The organism is Tamlana crocina (assembly GCF_012037625.1).
This window is the reverse complement of record NZ_JAAVJS010000002.1, coordinates 182,644-202,189: the sequence shown is the minus strand read 5'-3', so window position 1 is coordinate 202,189 and position 19,546 is coordinate 182,644. Positions and strand designations below refer to the sequence as shown.

The 19,546-nt window shown below is 37.3% G+C and carries 11 protein-coding genes; all 11 read left to right on the top strand.

Translation table 11 applies throughout. The features are described 5' to 3' along the window. Positions 1 to 2 precede the first annotated feature (2 nt). The 11 genes from rhaT to HC176_RS02205 all read left to right on the top strand — a co-directional run bounded on the left by rhaT (position 3) and on the right by HC176_RS02205 (position 19,544). On the top strand, positions 3 to 1,055 hold the full coding sequence (gene rhaT, locus HC176_RS02255; RefSeq protein ID WP_167916556.1) for an L-rhamnose/proton symporter RhaT: 1,053 nt from the start codon (positions 3 to 5) through the stop codon (positions 1,053 to 1,055). A gap of 95 nt (positions 1,056 to 1,150) precedes the next feature. Continuing rightward, positions 1,151 to 2,608: a sulfatase family protein gene (locus HC176_RS02250; protein ID WP_209309635.1), complete on the top strand. Its 1,458-nt coding sequence runs from the start codon at positions 1,151 to 1,153 to the stop codon at positions 2,606 to 2,608. A gap of 15 nt (positions 2,609 to 2,623) precedes the next feature. Beyond that, positions 2,624 to 3,847 carry a mandelate racemase/muconate lactonizing enzyme family protein gene (locus tag HC176_RS02245; RefSeq protein WP_167916554.1) on the top strand — a complete coding sequence of 408 codons (1,224 nt, stop codon included), beginning with the start codon at positions 2,624 to 2,626 and terminating at the stop codon, positions 3,845 to 3,847. Positions 3,848 to 3,957: 110 nt separating this feature from the next. Next, complete coding sequence (locus HC176_RS02240; RefSeq protein ID WP_167916553.1) at positions 3,958 to 5,640, top strand: GH39 family glycosyl hydrolase; 1,683 nt, start codon at positions 3,958 to 3,960, stop codon at positions 5,638 to 5,640. Positions 5,641 to 5,941: 301 nt separating this feature from the next. Continuing rightward, a complete protein-coding gene (locus HC176_RS02235; protein ID WP_167916552.1) occupies positions 5,942 to 8,800 on the top strand; it encodes an alpha-L-rhamnosidase in 2,859 nt (952 codons plus the stop codon). 96 nt (positions 8,801 to 8,896) lie between these two features. After that, entirely contained in the window at positions 8,897 to 10,492 is a 1,596-nt protein-coding gene (locus tag HC176_RS02230) for a sulfatase (RefSeq protein WP_167916551.1), read from the top strand. Between the two features lie 5 nt (positions 10,493 to 10,497). Then, complete coding sequence (locus tag HC176_RS02225; protein ID WP_245234813.1) at positions 10,498 to 11,274, top strand: 3-keto-disaccharide hydrolase; 777 nt, start codon at positions 10,498 to 10,500, stop codon at positions 11,272 to 11,274. Between the two features lie 217 nt (positions 11,275 to 11,491). Then, on the top strand, positions 11,492 to 13,183 hold the full coding sequence (locus HC176_RS02220) for a GH39 family glycosyl hydrolase (protein WP_167916550.1): 1,692 nt from the start codon (positions 11,492 to 11,494) through the stop codon (positions 13,181 to 13,183). 200 nt (positions 13,184 to 13,383) lie between these two features. Next, on the top strand, positions 13,384 to 16,437 hold the full coding sequence (locus tag HC176_RS02215) for a SusC/RagA family TonB-linked outer membrane protein (protein ID WP_245234812.1): 3,054 nt from the start codon (positions 13,384 to 13,386) through the stop codon (positions 16,435 to 16,437). A 12-nt stretch (positions 16,438 to 16,449) separates the two neighbouring features. Then, positions 16,450 to 18,045, top strand: a complete 1,596-nt coding sequence (locus HC176_RS02210) for a RagB/SusD family nutrient uptake outer membrane protein (protein ID WP_167916549.1) — start codon at positions 16,450 to 16,452, stop codon at positions 18,043 to 18,045. 92 nt (positions 18,046 to 18,137) lie between these two features. Continuing rightward, positions 18,138 to 19,544 carry a cellulase family glycosylhydrolase gene (locus tag HC176_RS02205; protein ID WP_167916548.1) on the top strand — a complete coding sequence of 469 codons (1,407 nt, stop codon included), beginning with the start codon at positions 18,138 to 18,140 and terminating at the stop codon, positions 19,542 to 19,544. Positions 19,545 to 19,546 lie beyond the last annotated feature (2 nt).

Sequence of the window (19,546 nt, the reverse complement as noted above, 5' to 3'; positions counted from 1 at the left end):
AGATGCAAGCAATATTAGGAGTATTATTTCATTCGTTAGGAGGTATAGCAGCAGGTAGCTTTTACATGCCTTACAACAAAGTAAAAGGATGGTCTTGGGAAACCTATTGGATGGTAGGAGGCGTAATGTCTTGGCTCATTGTGCCGCCAATAGCTGCTTATTTAACAGTTCCCGGCTTTTTAGAAATTATTAGTGCTAGTTCTAGTACAATTATTGGCTTTACTTTTTTAATGGGACTGCTATGGGGTGTAGGAGGATTGTCTTATGGTTTGGGGGTGCGTTATTTGGGCATGTCTTTAGGGAACTCTGTTGTACTTGGTTTTTGCTCAGTTTTTGGAGCATTAGTGCCTTCAATATATTATAATTTTAATCCTGAAGCAGGTAAAACCACGTTTACAGAGATGTTAGCTTCATCAGGTGGAAGAGTAGTTTTATTAGGTGTTTTGATTTGTTTACTAGGTATTATTCTTTCTGGTAAAGCAGGCATGATGAAAGAAGGAGAACTTTCTGAGGAGGAAAAAAAGAAAAGTGTTCTAGAATTTAATTTAGTAAAAGGGCTGATTGTGGCTACACTTTCAGGAATACTAAGTGCATTTTTTAGCTTTGGGATTGAGGCAGGAAAACCACTAGCAGATGCAGCAGTTGCCGCAGGTTATGACCATTTGTATGCAAACAATGTTACTTTTGTAGTAATTCTTTGGGGCGGTTTGGTGACAAATTTAATCTGGACAACTTATTTAAGTATTAAAAATAAGGCCTATAAAGACTTTGCAAACAAGCAAACACCAATTTCTAAAAATTTACTGTTTTCTGCTTTAGCAGGCACTATCTGGTTTTTGCAATTCTTCTTTTATGGTATGGGAGAGAGTAAACTCGGTAACGGTGCTAGTTCTTGGATTCTTCATATGTCTACCATTATCTTAACGGCGAACCTTTGGGGCATTTATAGAAAAGAATGGAAAGGTGTTGCCAAAAAGACCAAATTAACCATTATAGTTGGTATTGCAGTGATTTTGCTATCTGTAGTTCTTGTTGCTGTTGGTAATGCTATGTAGTGTGTGTTAAACTATTGAACGGTACAGAACAGGACAATAAATTTCTTGATGGTTTATACCTTTCAAAATGGTTAATAACAAAATGTAGAGTCATAATGGTCAGAATAACAAAACACTATCTTTTACTTTTTATAATTTTAATCGCTTTTTCTTGTAAGCAAAAATCTTCAGAGACGAAGGTTGTGGAGGAAAAACCTAATCTTCTCTTCATCTTTGCAGATCAATACAGGCAAGCATCACTAGGATTTTTAAACGAAGACCCTGTGTATACACCCAACATAGACCAATTGGCAAAAGAAGGTGTTTTTTTTAGTGAGGCTGTAGCAAACAACCCGCTGTGTAGCCCATATAGGGCCATGTTAATGACGGGGCGTTATTCACTTTCAACCGGTGTAGTAGAAAATTGTAATTCCCAAAGAACAGAATTTGGTAACTATTTAAAGAAAGATGAGGTTTGTATTTCAGATGTTTTAGTAGCGAATGGATACAGTGCAGGTTACGTAGGGAAATGGCATTTAGATGGCCCGGAACCTACGCCTCCCGATGTAAAACGGGTTTGGGATACTTGGTGCCCTCCAGATAGAAGGCATGGGTTCTCCTTTTGGTATGCGTATGGCACGCATAATAGGCATAATGCACCTTATTATTGGACTACAAATGCTAAAGAAGATGAAAAAACATACATCAAAAAATGGTCTGCAGAGCATGAGGCTGATGTTATTATCGATTATTTAGACAATACTGATAATCAACGAAAAAGTAGAGAACCATTTGCTTTGTTTTGGTCCATCAATCCACCACATACTCCGTTTAAACAAGTGCCAGAACGGTACCAAAAACGTTATGAAGGGCTAGATTATAAGGAGGTTTTAAATCGTCCCAATGTCCAATTTACAGATAATTATGATTTAAAAAGAGGAGACCACGGTGTAGAAAAGCGTTTAGACCAAGCTAAAGATTATTTTGCGTCGGTTAATGGTGTAGACGACCAAATTGGGCGTGTTATTAAAAAATTAAAGGACGAAGGTTTATATGAAAATACCATAATTGTGTTTTCTTCAGATCACGGTGAAATGTTGGGAAGTCAAGGCTTAATGCATAAAAATGTTTGGTTTAAAGAGGCTTTCGATATTCCTTTAATTGTTCATTATCCGAAAAAAATAAAACCAAAAACTGAAGATTTGTTGATTTCTGTTCCAGATTATATGCCAACACTTTTGGGGTTAATGGATTTAAAGACTGAAATCCCTAAAGCGGTTGAAGGTATTGATTATTCTAATCTGTTTTTCGAGAAAGAAGTGATACGCCCAGAAAAACAGTTGTATTTTGCTGGTAAAAGTTTTGCGTCAAAAGGTGATGCCAGAGGCTTCAGGACTAAAGACTATACCTATGCTGTGGTAAAACATGAAAATGGCGATAAGTTTCATTATCTCTATCATGATGCTGAAGACCCCTATCAAATGACCAATATTTGGGGTAAAAACCCTGAGCTAGACCAAAAAATGGAAACAGAATTAGCTGAATTACTAACCTCGATGAATGACCCTTGGTAAACTAAATTAGTACAAATGAAAACAAACCGTCGAAATTTTATAAAAGGTATCTCTAGTGTTGGATTATTCAGTTTATCCTATCCATTATTATCATCTTGTATTAGTGATAAAAACGTATTGACTGAGAAAATCACAAAAATTGAATTTTACCAATACAACATCAATATTCCACGTTATTTTTCTTTTGGTACGTGGCTGAATCGTCAGCATATATTTATGAAAATTAGTGCAGGCGATTACTATGGCTGGTCCGAAATTCCTGCTTCCAGAAATACTCCTGATGTCGATTTGAGTCCTTGGGTACAATATGTAAAACAATTCAAAGGTTTAAGTATTCTGGAAGCGCAAAAATTGTTACAATCTCAACAAGTAAAAGGCTCCAAAATATCTTTTAAATATTTAGAGTTGATGGATATGGGTTTGCTAGATTTGGCGGGTCGTTTGCAAAATAAACCTTCAATTGAATTATTAAGTCTACATCAAAAAGAAGCTGTTCCAGGTTTGTATTGCATTCTGCATAAAGATGAAGATAAAGTACGTGAAGAGGCTGAAAAAAGTCTAAAGCAAAATCTTGGGCACCACATGAAATTTAAAATGTATGGCGATGTTGAGGTTGATTTAAAATTACTTCAGATTATTCGCGAGGTTTTAGGAGAAGATGCAATTGTGATTTCAGATGTCAATAAAGGGTATAAAAAATGGAAATCGCTAGAAGAATTGGCTGAGATTTTGAATACTTTTAAAGAAAAAGGACTTAATGCCATAGAAGACCCTGCTCCATTAACCACAGACCAATGGATTGCGCTTCAAAACATGACTGGAAATTTAGATTTAATTCCAGATGCACCCATGCGCCCCGCTTGGGAGGGTTTAGAAAAACTACAAAAAGGCATGGGGAGAATAATCAATCTTCACCCTTCTACTATGGGGAGTTTTAGCCATACAGCCTTGTTGGCAAAAGAGGTGCAAGCTATTGGTGCAAAAGTGATGATTGGAGATGATAGTTTGGTGGGGCCTGCATGTACCGCGTGGCAACAAATAGCTATTGGAGCTGGAGCCACTTGGGTTGAGGCGATAGAAAAGGAAGAAGACTCCAAACTTTACTTAGAATGCGTTCAATCTTCGGCCACAAAAAAGCGTAATAATGGCTATTATGAGCTTAACCCAAAACCAGGTTTTGGATTGGAATTAGACGAAAAAAGACTAAAAACAGTTTGTAGTTCTTATATAGTGGTATAAAAGGAAAATATGTTCTTCCTTAAACAATGCTGAATCTTTATCAATTTAGATAACCTTTTTTAAGTACTTGGTTTTTTTGTTAGAAATTAACTGAAATGGATTCACAGTAAATGATATTTATTGAAATGAAAATACCTATACTACTAAAATGTACTTTATTAGTCTTTATAAACATTAACATATGTGGAGCTCAGGTTAAGTTGTTTACTGATTTTACTAATGATAAATCAAGGGAATTGCCTGTTCATGATATATGGAGTGTTGCCAATAGAATTAGTCCAACAGCGGGTTCAAATGTTCGTGAAGGATTAAAAATGAACATCGTAAGGATGATTGGTGGTATTAAAAAAGACGTTAACGGAGTTCCTCAAAAAGATTTGGATTTCGACCCATGTTTATATGATTCAATCAATAACGTTTATGTTTACAGGTGGGAGCCTCTTATAGAAAGATTAGATAAGCTCATAAATTCGCATACAGAAATTTTTCAAATTGCTTTAGATCAGCCACCATGGGCTTTTCAGCATGGTTATACATTTATTCCAAATGAAGAAAGAGATAGTATTAACTTTCGCGAACATGAAAAAATGTCAAAATATGGTAACTCGCTTCCTCCAGCTAATAAACAGGCCTACCATGATTTTATAAAGGCATTAATGATTAAATTGGTTGAAACCTATGGAAAAGAGAAGGTTCTGTCATGGCGTTTTAGAGTAGGCTCAGAAATAGAAACTCCAGAACATTGGTACGGTACCAAACAGGATTTTATTGAGCATTTTGCAAATACTGAAAGTGCCGTAAGATCTGTTTTGCCAGAGGCAGTAATAGGTTTACATACCAGAGAGCCTGGGTTTTTAAAAAAAGGGAAAAGGTTAAATTATAAGGGAGAACCTTTTGCTTCTTTTATAGAAGATTTAATAGATTATAATTACGCTAATAACATTAAGTGTGGCTTTTGGGGGCTTTCAAACTATATAACAATTGATGACACTGAAGATAGAGATATGCGAACTAAGTACTCCGAGATTTTCGCACCTCTTGTTAATAATCCGAAATGGAACCCAGAGACTACAATAGACCTCATGGAATATAGTACGGTAACAACAATGAATGGAGCTGATGGTAGGGGTGTGTTGGTTACCTGTGAAACCTCACATAGAGACATTTTAGAGTTGGCTTACTCCAATATGTTTTACAAGAATGGAAACAAAGGTTTAAGGTTTATTTACAGGTGGTCCAATGGAATTGGAAGTGAAGATCCTACGGGCATTAAAGAGTTGAAAAATATGTTAGGTTTGATTCGTTATGAAACTAGTGTAATTGGAAACCCAAATACTTCTACCAACGAATTGGATGCTATTTTTGCAAGAAATGCCACGAAAAATGAGTACGATGTTTTAGTTTACAATTACAATAGAAATTCACTCGACTATAGAAAAAGCGAACCAATAGTTGTTTCCTTTATTACAGATTTACCAGTAGGGACGAAGCTGTATTACAGAAGTAAAGTCTACGGCAAAGCGAACAACAAGCTTCAAAATTTTTTAGTTAGTAACTCAAATTATGTGAAAAGTGATTTTGACAATAAAGGAGCTCCGCATCGTACTTTAACGCGTGAAGGCTATAGAGCCTATAAAAAATATAAAAATCCAAACCCTAGTGTGTTTACAGAATGGGAAAGTGTAATTACTACAGCAAGAAAAGATGGTAAAGCTGGATCTGAAGTTAGCGTGAAAACAGAAATAAGGTCTTTTGCTTTCGAGAAATTGGAGTTTAGGCCCAAAATGTTGTAATGTATTCTACAACGCTGGTATTTGAATGGTATTGGGAATTATATATATCAATATTTGGTGAGTGTCGATTCCTAAAACTCATTTGCTTTCATAGTAACCTCCAATGTTTAGTCTATTTACAGAAAAGAAAGTCAGTGATGAGTCTGAATTGACCATTTACACCTGGCATTGCAGTCATCCTATTGTCTGTGGTTTTAGTGGGAATTGGTAATTTATCTAGCCGATAAAACAGGACAAGCGTTTAAAAACATAGCTGTAACTTTCAAGTATTATTTTACCCTTAACACTAAATTTATCCTAAATGAGATTAATTAAATTTTCGTTTAAACTTTTTGTATGCCTGTTGTTTGTAGCATGTAAGCAAGAACCGCAATTGGCAGAATCGTTTTTAAAATTTGAATCGCTAACATGTAATTCAAAAACGAACCCTTCAACCATTGAAAGTGAGCAGCCTTTATTTTCTTGGGTGGTTAATGCCGAAGGATATAACAAATCACAGTCGGCTTACCATATTTTAGTCGCATCTTCTGAAGATAAGTTAAACAAAAATGAGGCTGATATTTGGGACTCCTCAAAGATTGAAAGTGATAAATCCACCTTTGTTAAATTTCAAGGAAATCCCTTAGAGCCTTTAAAAACCTATTATTGGCAGGTTAAGGTTTGGGACGAAAGAGGAAAGGCTTCCAATTGGTCCGAAGTACAAACTTTTCAAATGGGATTAATGAATGAAACCAATTGGGGCGAATCAAAATGGATTACCTTAAATAACGACACCAGAACATCTCCAAATCGTTTTAGGGATTACAAAACCGGAGGAATGGATAAAGCCCAAGCGGTAGAAGGCTTTGCTGCAAGTTATTTTAGAAAGGAGTTAGAATTCGATAAAACCATAAAAAATGCACAAGCTTACATTTGCGGATTAGGCTATTATGAACTTTACTTAAATGGAAAAAAAGTGGGCGACCACGTGTTGGATCCCGCGCCATCCAATTACGATAAGCAGGCTTATTATGTGCATTACGACATCACAGAAACCCTTCAGGCCGGAAAAAATGCCTTCGGAATAATTTTGGGCAATGGTTTTTACGGTCAAAATATTTCTTGGAAACGCGACCCAGAGTCTGAAAGGGATTTGGCCTATGGCCCCCCTACGGTAAAATTGTTGGTAAAAGTAACCTATGAAGATGGTACCGAAACCGATTTTTGTACTGATGGTTCTTGGAAGGAATCCACTGGCCCCATTGTGTTTAACAATATATACGGAGGCGATACTTACGATGCCCGTTTCGAAATTAATGGTTGGAATACTTTAGGCTATAACGATAGCGAATGGGGCAACGCGAAAGAAGCTTCTCCAAAAATTACGAACATTAGCGCACAGCAAATTCCGCCAATTAAAAAGCTACAAGAATTTGAGCCAAAAAGAGTTTTTAAAGGTGCTGATGGCGAGTGGATTGTAGATTTTGGTCAAAATATAGCGGGTTGGGTTAAGTTAAATGTAAAAGAAAAAGAAGGTCAGTTTATTGAAATTATAACTACCGAAGCCTTGCTCACCAACGGAAAGGATATTTATCAAGGTTCTACTGGAGGCGGTGCCAACGGTATGCCACAAATTTATGAGTACATCTGTAAAGGAGAAGGTTTAGAATCTTGGGAACCCAAGTTTAGTTACCACGGGTTTCGTTATGCCAAAATAAAAGGGGTGTCTAGAAAGCCTGATGCCGATATGATTAAAGCCGTTTTGGTGGCCACCGATATCCAGGAAACAGGTAGTTTTGAATGTTCTGATGAATTGTTCAATAAAATGCACAGTATCAGTAAATGGACAATTGTTGATAATATTCACGGTATTCCAGAAGATTGTCCGCATCGCGAAAAATGCGGTTGGTTGGGCGATGCCCATGCCTTTTGTGAGTATGCCTTGTACAATTACGATATGTACGATTTCTATAAAAAATATATGGAAGATATCCGTACCCAAATGCGACCTACAAAAGGCCACAATAATCCAGAAATAAAATATCAGGTGCCTACTATGATTGCTCCTGGAAAACGCACGTCTACCTATGCGAAAATAGATTGGGGAGTGGCCACAATGTATTTACCATGGTACAATTACAAGTTTTATGGCGATGAGGCTATAGTAAAAGAGTATTACCCAGAAATGAAGGAATTGACCAACTTTTACCTCAATTTTAAAGGTGAAAATGGCATTATGCAAGATGGTATGGGCGATTGGTGTCCGCCACGATGGGATCGAAGAAAAAACCCAAGTGCGATGGAATGCGACCCTATTATTTCTGCCAATGCTTATTTTTACGACGTGTTGGGTATTATGGAGCACTTTGCGAAAATGAACGATGATGCTGATTTTGAAGTAAAAATGAAACAAGAAAAAGAAGCTCTAAAGGAAGCGTTTAACAGAGAATTCTTGGTTGAAGTTTCAGGTACAAAACACAAATGGTATCAAAGTCAAACCGCTACGGTACAAGCCTTGCAATTCGGTATGGTTCCGGATGATGAAATTGAAGCTGTGGTTAATGGTTTAGCTTACGATATTGTTGAGGTTAAAGGCGGGCATCATTCAACGGGTATTCATGGTAACCGATACATTTACACGGTATTGTCTAAATACGGAAAGGCAGATTTAGCATACAATATTTTAACCACTCCAGATTTTCCTAGCCAAACGTATGTGATGAATTCTGGCTTCACTACATGGCCAGAACGTCAGTTCGAATGGGAAAAGATGGAAGGTCCTAGCAATTCATTGAACCACCCTATGCACAGTGGTTTTGCTGCTTACTTTTTTGAGTCTTTAGGCGGAATAAAATCTGCTGAAAAAGAGGTGGGCTATAAGCAGATTATTGTTGACCCTGAGTTTCCTTCTTCAATTACCCACACAAAAGTAAGTGTGCTTTCTCCATATGGAACGATTAAAAACGACTGGTCAATACATGAAGGAACATTAACCATGAACCTTGAAGTGCCCTTTAATACCAAAGCTAGATTGGTTTTAAGTCAGGATGAATTGACATCCCTTAAAGTCAATGGAAAATCTTTTGATGATTTTCAAAAAGAAGGTCGTTCTGAAATTGTAGGGAGTACAAATGTACTTTTGGGCTCAGGAGATTATAATATTGAATATAAAAAGTTATAAAGTGAACGATTTATACCTTTTAACCTGAAACAAGAGTAACTAACTAATTTAGAGATAAACAACATTAAAATTATTTCTGAACAATAAAAAAAACGGATGAAAAGCTTAAAGAAATCATTATATGGTTTTATAGCCTTGGCTTTCTTGGCTTGTAAAAACAAACCCTCGGATGCAACTTCCTCTCAAAAAAAGCCTAATATATTATTCATTTTGGTAGATGATTTAGGCTACCATGATTTGGGAGTAACGGGAAGTAAATTTTACGAAACCCCCAATGTAGATAAGTTGGCCAACGAGGGTGTTATATTTACCAATGGCTATGCAGCAAGCAGGGTTTGCAGTCCTTCAAGAGCGAGTATCATGACCGGTAAATTCACAGCACGGCATGGCATAACAGATTGGATAGGAGCCAAAACAGGAGAAGACTGGCGCAGCCGACAAAGGCATGATAAATTATTGCCAGCTGATTATGTACATGAGCTACCTCACAAAGACATAACCATAGCCGAAGCGTTCAGGTCGAACGGCTATAAAACGTTTTTTGCAGGAAAATGGCATTTGGGCGGCCAAGGCTCTTTACCTGAAGACCATGGGTTCGATATCAATATAGGAGGAATTGAAGCAGGAAGTCCGAGAGGTGGTTTTTTTTCACCATGGAACAATCCTAAGCTAAAAAATAAGCATAAGGGAGAAAACTTAACCATGCGATTGGCAGAGGAAACAGCTCATTTTATTTCCAAACATAAAGATTCTGCATTTTTCGCTTTTCTGTCGTTCTATGCCGTACATGCTCCAATACAAACTACTGAGGATAAATGGCGAAAATACCGTGATAAGGCCGATAGTTTAGGAATAGCCAAAAAGGGTTACGACATGGAGCGTGTATTGCCAATAAGAACAGTTCAGGACAACCCTGTTTATGGTGGTTTGATTGAAACTATGGACGACGCAGTTGGTGTGGTTTTAAGGGCTTTAAAAGACAGCGGCATAGATGATAATACTATTGTCGTTTTTACTTCCGACAATGGAGGGGTGGCTTCTGGTGACAATTACGCAACAAGTAACCTGCCCCTAAGAGGCGGAAAAGGTTACCAATGGGAAGGAGGCATTAAAGAACCGTTTTTTATAAAAGCACCGGGATTAAAGAATAGTATAAAAACAACAGAAGCACCTGTGATAAGTACCGATTTATATCCTACACTATTAGATTTGGCTAATCTTCCTTTGAGAAAAGAACAGCATTTAGATGGGGTGAGTTTAAAACCGTTGCTTGAAGGAAAAAGTATTGATATAGATAGACCATTATATTGGCACTATCCACATTATGGCAATCAAGGCGGGGAGCCTTCTTCCATTATTCAAAAAAATGGTTGGAAACTTATTCATTATTGGGAAGACGGGCGAGAAGAACTATTTAAGCTGCCTTCAGAAGAAAAAGATAGTCAAAACGTAATAGAGCAACACCAAAATATCGCTACAAATTTAAGTGAAGAACTAATGTCGTGGCTTAAAGAGGTTAATGCTTTATATCCAGAAGTTGATAATGAGTTTAATGCTAAAAAACGTAAACAACGCTTACAGAATTTGGTTGACCAAAAGCTACCAAATTTAGAAAAGCAAAGGTTAGAGTTGTTATCGCCAAGTTTTAAACCAAATGAAAACTGGTGGGGGAGTCAAGCCACAATAGATTAAGTTTTATGTATAGTTCAGAAAAAAATCCAAACCTTTTGTTTTTTCTAATGGCATTGGTGGTGTGCTCTTGCGCAGCCAAAAAGCAAGGAGGCACTAACTTTGGTAATGAGGAGTATGTTTCGATTTTTAATGGTAAAGATTTAAAGGGTTGGCGTGGAGACCCAACATATTGGCGGGTTGAAAATGGAATGTTAATAGGCGAAGTAACTCCCGAAACAATCTTGAAGCGTAATTCGTTTATAATTTATGAAAACCAACAACCAGAAAATTTTGAACTAAAACTGGAATATAGAATAACCGAATCAGGAAACAGCGGTATAAACTATAGAAGTGAAATTGTTAATGGTGAACCCTTTGCGTTAAGGGGCTATCAATGTGATGTTGATGGAAAAAACAGATATACCGGGCAGAATTATGAAGAGCGAAAACGAACAACACTAGCGTATAATGGAGAAATAGTAATCATTCCTAAAATGCCTGATAGTATACCCACGGATAACTTGCGGAAAAATGTAAAGAAAAACTGTTGGCAAACAAGGACCATTACAGAAACCAAAGAAAAATCACAATTAATATCTAGAGTTGAGTCCAACGATTGGAACAGTATTCACCTCATAATAAAAGGTAGCAAAATGCAACATTATGTGAATGGCGAGCTATTTAGCGAGGTAAACGATTTAGATACCGTAAACAGGTCGTTAAGGGGGTTTATTGGTGTGCAGGTGCATGTTGGGCCTCCAATGAAAGTAGAATACAGGAATATTAAATTGAAACATCTTTAATTTCCGCATTTCAGGAAAGATAATATTAAAAGGAGCTATAGTTTCACTATGCTTTAAAGTTGAATTGAAAAAAATACGTTGCATGCCCCGATATTCTTGACGTACTATGCTTGGATATTGGGGCAATGTCTACGGTTAATTTTAGTGCATCCCCTATAATACAGGACAGAAAAGCGCAGGGGTGTACCTAATTTAGTGAACAACTAAATTAATAATTATGACATTGAAAAGGGAAAACAGGCTTCTAGTGGCTTTGCTTTTAGTGTTTGTGCTGCAAATATCGTGCTCTAAATCGCCAGACGTTGAAGAAGAAACCATTGAGCAACCCAATCCAGAAGAACCTACCGAACCAGAAGAGCCTACCGAACCGGGAAGTATAGATGAAAGTGATGTGCCGCCTAACCAACTTGTGGCAATCAATACAGGGGCTGTAGTAGCGCCGTTCCATAATTTTTGGTCTACGCGCCCCATGATTAATCAAACGCGTTTTAATAGTTCAGGTTTTAGAAATTCAATAGCTCCTTTAAAAGATTATGTGAAAAGCTATAATCTGGTAAGAACCATGGGAGGTAGAACCGATAACCTTAATATGTTTTATAAAGGTGTTGATGCCTCCGGAAATATTATTACAGATTTTAGCGGTTTACTATCGAGTATGAGGAATTTTATGAGCACCGGCTTTAAGCCAAGAATAGTGTTAAGTAAAGTGCCTTGGGAGATGGTTGAAGACAAGGTAGTGAACACCTATGGTAACACCAGTCCTCCTGATAATTACGACCATTGGCGGCAATATGTTAATGCTTTTATAACCACTTTGGTTAACGAGTTTGGCATGAATGAAGTAAAAACTTGGCGTTTTAGGGTTAGCACAGAACCTAACTATACACCAAACCATTGGAATGCTAGCATGGAAGCATATTTTAAACACTACGATATAACAGTAGATGAGGTGCTAAAGGTTATCCCAGATGCTATTATTGGTCCGGGTAATATGCTCACAGAGTCTAATATTGCAACTTATACAACAGAGTTAATAGATCATTGCGCTAATGGTACAAACTATGCCACTGGAGCCACTGGAACTAAAATGGATTTTTTCTCAATTTCATATTATGAAAAAATCGACCAAAATACAGTGGCTTTGCCCGAAAAAATTCAGCAGTATAGAAATAAATTAAATAGCATTCCTAAGTTTTCAAATACCCCCTTAGATATTCAAGAGTTTGGAATCCTGAGAGATGAAAACCGTACAAGAGGACTGAGTTTATGCGACGCTACTGAACTGGGAGCAAGCTGGTACGCAACCGTGGCCGATATGGTTTACGAGTTTGGTATTCATGAAATTTACGATTGGGGTATGGAAATTGAGTCCAGCAATTTACCGCAAGCCAGAAAAAATGTAATGCGCATGTTGCAAAAAATGGAAAACGGTAACAGGCTAGCTGCGGCTGATAATTTTAGCGGTTATGCTGGAGTTATTCCTGTAACAAAAGGAGACATAATGTATTTATTGGTTTATAATCACAATCCTTCACGAACCAGTAATGTAAGTCGTACTATATACCCGAAGCTGGAAGGTGGTTTAATTACGGCTGGAACCACTTGGAAAATGAATGAGTGGACGGTAGATAAAAATCATGGTGTCATGATGCATGAACTTTATAAAGATATTAGAAATGCTGGTGTTGGCGAAAAGACCAATGGACGCATTTATGGTAACCGCCCTTCTGATAGGTTTGAAGATGGGTGGAAAGATGTGCTAAACGCCAATTTACCTAAGTACACCGATTTGGCAAAATTGCCCAAAACCATAACAGATTCCCTTGTTGGTAAACGGAATGAGAGTTTAATACTTAAAGTAGATTTAGAACCTCATGCAGTGAAGTTGATAGAACTTATTCCCGAATAGTTTTACTATTAATATAAACGATAAACGAGTCCGTTCATTATTTTGGATGGCTTTTTTGTAGCCTTTGTAAGGTTTTATTTTTGGTAATTGTTAAAAACAATGCGAGTTAGACTTTTTTTTCAAAAAGCATGACAAAGCAGGATAGTGAAGTATCTAGGTCGCTATACATTTAGGATTATAAATCAACAAACTAAATATTTATGAATTTAAAAACTAAACTAGAACCACTTTCAGGTTACATGAAAACTTGGATGTGTGCGGTTTTGATTATGTCGTGTATAGCCATGGCCAAAGCACAAACCGTATCGGGCACAGTTGTTGCTGATGGGCAGCCATTGCCGGGAGCAGCTGTAATTATTAAAGGAACTTCTAAGGGTACAACAACTGATTTTGACGGTAACTTTACCATTGAAGCAGGGCCGCAGGCTGTGTTGTCCATTTCCTATGTAGGGTATTCTACTAAAGAGGTTACTGTGGGTAACCAAACACAAATTAATGTCACCTTGTTAGAAGACAATAAACTTGATGAAGTAGTTGTAATTGGATACGGTACGCAACGAAAATCAGATTTAACAGGATCGGTGTCTTCAGTGAGTTCAGAAGATTTAACCGCTGTTCCCGTATCTCGGGTAGACCAAGCCTTGCAAGGCCGTGCCTCTGGGGTACAGGTTACTCAAACTAGTGGTGCGCCAGGAGCCGGAACGGTGATTCGGGTTAGAGGAGGAAATTCCATTACCGGAAGTAACGAACCACTTTGGGTAATTGATGGTATTGTGGTTGGAACCAATTTCAACTTAAACAACATCAACAGTAACGATATTAAGTCTATCGAAATTTTGAAAGATGCGTCTTCTATTGCTATTTACGGGTCTAGAGGTGCAAATGGTGTTGTTTTGGTAACTACTAAAAATGGTTCAGGGGCTGGCGCCGGAAAACCAGAGGTTAGTGTAAACTTATATTCAAGTATGCAGTTAGTGCCAGAATTACCAGATATGCTGTCTCAGGAAGAGCAAATTGCATTTACAAATGAAAGTGCTGAGTTTAGATCGGCAGCAATACCGTTCACTAACGATCCATCAACTTATCCAGACAACGATTGGTTCGATTTGTTATTAGGTACAGCTCCAATTTTTAACACCGATGTGTCTATTTCTGGGGCAACAGATAATGTTAATTATTACACTTCGTTAAATTACTTTAATCAAGAAGGTATTGTAAAGAGTACAGGTATTGAAAAATATATATTTAGAAGTAATTTAGATATTAAATTAAGCGATAAGTTAAAAACAGGTTTTAGAATTAACTATTCTAGAATAGAACAGGATAATGGAAATGCTAGTTTTGGAAACGCTTTTGCTACTTTAAGAACACAGCCTATTTATAATGACGATGGTACTTTTAACGGATATGATGAGGTAGTAAGCGCTCCTTGGTCTAATCCCATAGCAAATATAGCTTTAAATACCAATGAAACGTTTTCAAATAACTTGTTGGGGTCAATGTATTTAGAATACAAGCCATCTTCTAAGTGGGTGGTGCGCTCAACGTTTAGCCCCGAATTTAACAATACAAAGCGAAATCAATTTACATCGAGCCAAAGCCCAGATTTGTTGTATCTTGGAGAGGGCGGTAATGCCAGTGTAAGAACAGTTGCTAGCAGCGGATGGAACAATGAAAATACAATTCAATATCAGTCAGATTTTGGAGAAAACCACACGCTAACTGCTTTGGCTGGTGCTTCTTTCCAAAAGGTTTCTACTGAAATTACAGAAGCCGAAGCGTTTGGAATTACCAGTGATGCTGCTGGGTTTAATAACTTAGGTTTTTCTGATCCTATTAGGTCTAAAGTAAGCAGTGATTACAATAGTTTTCAAATAGTTTCGTTTTTTGGACGCCTTAATTATTCTTATAAAGATAAGTACCTGTTAACTTTAGTGGGTAGAACTGATGGAAGTTCTGTTTTTGCCCCAGGAAACCAATATGAGTTTTATCCGTCTATAGCAGGAGCTTGGAAAGTAACTGAAGAACCCTTTATGCGGGACCAATCAGTTTTTCAAGATTTAAAATTAAGGGCTAGTTACGGTAAATCAGGTAACCAAGCGATAGAGCCTTACAGAACAAAAGGAATTTTGGTAGAAGCTAATACCACTCTTAATGGGGTAGAACAACCAGGTTTAACGTTAGGAAGGCCTTCAAACCCTAACCTGCAATGGGAAACAACTAATTCTTTAGATATAGCTTTAGAAGCATCTCTTTTTGGAGGTAAAGTGTTTACAGAATTAAACTATTATTACAAAAAAACTAACGACTTACTTTTAGATGTTACCATTCCAAGACAAACAGGCTTTGATACGCAATTACAAAACGTAGGTGCATTAGAAAACAAAGGTTGGGAGTTTATGTTGAACACAACTAATGTTAGTAACACAAACTTTAATTGGAACTCGACCTTAACCTTATCATCCAACCAAAATAAAATTTTAGACCTTGGAGGTGTTGATTTTATTGATGTAACCGTTGATGCCATTTTGGGATCCGGTAACACTAGGCTTATTGTAGGCGAATCGGTGCCGGTTTATACCGGAGTACCGTTTTTAGGGACTTGGAAAAGTCAACAAGAAATAGCAGCTTCAGGTTTAACTGAAGAGGAACAAAATAAACAGGTTATTGGTGGCTCTAGGTATGAAGATGTAAATGGAGATGGTATTATTTCTGTTGAAGATGCCGTGGTACTAGGAAGTCCTTTGCCCGATTTAATCTTTGGGTTCGAAAACTCATTTTCATACAAAAACTGGGATTTTTCGTTTTATTTTCAAGGAACAATAGGGAACGAAGTGTATAATTTAAGAACCCGTAATCATTATTTCAATAGGGGAGAGACCACTAAGTTTGCAGATATTGCAAATCGTTGGACTCCAGATAACCCAGACTCTAATATCCCTAGAGCTGGTGCCGATTCTGTAACTGGCACCCCTCCAAATTCAGAGTATGTTGAAGATGGTTCTCATTTACGCCTTAAAACAGCAAGAATAGCTTATAATTTACCAGTTGACAAAATGGGGCTTAACAGTTTAAAAAATGCTACTATCTACTTCTCAGGAAGTAATTTACTCTTAATTTCTGATTTTAGATTAATAGACCCAGAATCAAGTAGATTTGGGCGTAGTGGCATAGGTAATATAGCTCAAGGTTATAATGATGGCTCGTACCCTAACCCAAGAGTGTTGACCCTTGGTCTAAACGTAACTTTTTAAAAATATACACAGATGAAAACAAAATATATAATAATATACCTCTTTGTGGTTTTCTCAACATTTAGTTGTGAGAGTTTCCTAGAAGAAGAACCACGATCGCTTATTGCACCAGAAACCTTTTTTGCTTCTGAAAATGATGCTCGCCAAGCTTTAAACGGTGTTTATGGTATCTTAAAAAATAATTCCATTTATGGTCAAGTTGGTCTTGATGTTTTTTATGATAATGGAGCAGATATTATAGAGCCCAACCGTTCAGCTAATATTTTTGAACCCATAGGAAATTACTCTGTAAACGAAGCTATTGCTGATGTTTCAGTACAAAGAATGAGTGTTTCTGATAGTTGGAAAGACCTATATAGAGTAATAAACAATGCAAACATTATAATTTCCAGAGTAACGGATAATGATGCGATAACAGCGGATGCCCAAACCGATATCATAGCTGAAAGCCGCTTCTTACGAGCGTTGTGTTATTGGCATATAACTAACCTTTGGGGCGATGCGCCATATTACACCGAGGCTCTTGAAATTGATGAGATTAAAGTTTTGGCGAGAACCGATGAGAATTTAATTATTGAGGGGGTCTTAGACGATTTACAATTTGCGCAACAGCATTTAGCACCTGTATACACAGATGATCAGCGCGGAAGAGCCTCAAAATGGGCAGCCGCTGTTATTGAAGCAAAGATTTACATGCAACAACAACAATGGCAACAAGGGCTTGATAAGTGTTTAGAAATTATAAATCAATCACCGCATAGTTTATTGTCAAATTATGCAGACGTTTTTGATCCCGATAATGAGTATAACTCCGAAATTATATGGTCTTTAGATTTTGCTAAAGACATAAGAGGGCAGTTTGAAGAGGGTACGCTAAGGCCAGATGGCAGTTTTCCTAGTATTTTTGGTAACGGGAATTGGAGACCAAGTATGTTTGCACCTCGTTTAAGGGATGAACCAAAAAATTCAGGCGAGAGAGACGCTTTAGCAGATGCACTTGAGGCACGAGGTGAAGCTTTCAACGGTACTGGTTTACAGGTCGCTTCTAAAGATTTTGCTGAAAAATTCCCAACAAATGATCTTAGACGGTCTATAAATATCGTAGATAACTACTTGGGGTACGATTTAAACTTTCCGTACATGGCTAAGTTCTGGAATTTGAGCACTACAGATTCACCGCGTTTCAATCATAAAGATAACCGATTGGTATTCCGTTTGGCCGATGTACATTTAATGGCTGCAGAATGTGAAAACGAACGACCTGGAGGTGATCCCAATACAGCGTTTGAGTATATACGTGAAATTAGGGAGCGAGCCTATGAGACCCAAGCCGAGGCTGAAGCCATTCTTGGTCTATCTCAACAGGAATTTAGAGAAGCTATATACGACGAACGCAAATGGGAGTTGGCAGGAGAATGTATGAGACGTTACGATTTAATTCGTTGGGGCGTCTTGCTGGATGTGGTTCAAAATTTGGAATACCGTTTTTGGAATCCAGCATCAAATATTAGGGCCTATCACGTTAAACTGCCTATTCCATTGCAGGAATTGCAGACCAATCCTAATTTATTGGAATCAGACCCAACAAACAATGGTTATAGGCAGTAGTATTTATTTGAGTTAGTTACTTGCATTAAGGTCGAGATATTTTTTATTTCGGCCTTAATGCTTATTCATATAATAAAGTTTTCACCTGTTAAATGATTCAAAAGAAACAAGTTATAAAGATTGTGATTTTCGCTTTTATGTTGCCGTTGGCCCTAAAAGCCCAAATTAAGCATGGTTTAAGAGATGCGCAAGGTAGGCATGTTATACCTCGAGGCTTTGTGGTTAATACTAACGACCATAAAGGTGAAGTGTTTTTTAATAGCGACGACTATGCCCGTATGGTTAGAATGGGGGCGAACTATCAAGTTATACGTTTAGAACTTGGTAAACTCAGTGAATTTCCAGGAGGAAAGCTAGAGCCCAATTATTTAAAAAAACTAGATACCCTTGTTGCTTTAGGGATAAACCATGATATAAAAACGGTTTTTAAAATGACGGTTTATGGTGTCAAAAAATTTGTATGGGAAGAATTTTGGTTGAATAAAAATAACGAGTATGATACCTATATTGATGCTTGGAAAGTCATTTGGAAGCGCTATGCAAATAATAATGCAGTGGTAGGATATGATGTGGTGAACGAACCGCGAAAACTTACTATGGATATTTCATATAATAAACTTACCGAAAAATATCTGATTCCGTTGTATCAAAAAATTATTGATGAAAGCCAAAAGATTGATGCGAATAAAAAAATACTCATCCAATCTATATTTATGAATAAAGGCGAAGCCATTGATAATAACCAGTATGCCGAAATTACTGCTCCTATAAAACGTGAAAATGTGATTTTTGCTCCCCATATATATCAAGATAACATAGATTTAGTAAAACCTGTAATGTATCGATTCGATAAAGAGTCTGATTTGTTAAATGCTCCAATACTTATAGGCGAATGGGGCTTTCCTACCTTTGCAAAAACAGATACTATAATTAGTGGTAGGTTGGGACAATTAAAATACAGAGAACTCTACATTAAAACCGCAGAGGTTTTCGACCAAATGGGCGTAGGGTCAATAAAGGCATGGTTTTTGGGAAATCGCAGTATGCAAAACTTCCTCCCGGGCGGTCCTTCTACTTGGGCTATTTTTAGTGATAGTACTGATGCTGGAACGGTAGAACGTAAGTATATAACCGATGTTATTGCTAGACCATACCCGCAGGTTATAGCCGGAACCATTCAAGATTTTATGTTCAATCATGCCACTCGAACACTAAATTTGAATGTTGAAACCGATAATAGCAAAGGAGCGTCTACTATTTTCGTGGGAGCCAACAGGCATTATCCGGATGGCTTTTCGGTTATTGTAAACGATGATTTGGTGTTGTACTATAACCCATTGAAAAATGTAGGTTTAGAAACCTATAAATGTCCTGAAAACGGAAGTCCAACAGATTTTATTTGGGATGCTCACTCACAAAAATTAACAGTTTTAAAGTGGCCTCGGGATAAGGCCAACTTACAAGTAAAAATAGTTCCTGGAATTCGAAATTTTGAATAATT

Bases quoted from the DNA above. Each gene is read 5' to 3' on its own strand.
- rhaT (WP_167916556.1), top strand. From the start codon at position 3: ATGCAAGCAATATTAGGAGTATTATTTCATTCGTTAGGAGGTATAGCA.
- HC176_RS02250 (WP_209309635.1), top strand. From the start codon at position 1,151: ATGGTCAGAATAACAAAACACTATCTTTTACTTTTTATAATTTTAATC.
- HC176_RS02245 (WP_167916554.1), top strand. From the start codon at position 2,624: ATGAAAACAAACCGTCGAAATTTTATAAAAGGTATCTCTAGTGTTGGA.
- HC176_RS02240 (WP_167916553.1), top strand. From the start codon at position 3,958: ATGATATTTATTGAAATGAAAATACCTATACTACTAAAATGTACTTTA.
- HC176_RS02235 (WP_167916552.1), top strand. From the start codon at position 5,942: ATGAGATTAATTAAATTTTCGTTTAAACTTTTTGTATGCCTGTTGTTT.
- HC176_RS02230 (WP_167916551.1), top strand. From the start codon at position 8,897: ATGAAAAGCTTAAAGAAATCATTATATGGTTTTATAGCCTTGGCTTTC.
- HC176_RS02225 (WP_245234813.1), top strand. From the start codon at position 10,498: ATGTATAGTTCAGAAAAAAATCCAAACCTTTTGTTTTTTCTAATGGCA.
- HC176_RS02220 (WP_167916550.1), top strand. From the start codon at position 11,492: ATGACATTGAAAAGGGAAAACAGGCTTCTAGTGGCTTTGCTTTTAGTG.
- HC176_RS02215 (WP_245234812.1), top strand. From the start codon at position 13,384: ATGAATTTAAAAACTAAACTAGAACCACTTTCAGGTTACATGAAAACT.
- HC176_RS02210 (WP_167916549.1), top strand. From the start codon at position 16,450: ATGAAAACAAAATATATAATAATATACCTCTTTGTGGTTTTCTCAACA.
- HC176_RS02205 (WP_167916548.1), top strand. From the start codon at position 18,138: ATGATTCAAAAGAAACAAGTTATAAAGATTGTGATTTTCGCTTTTATG.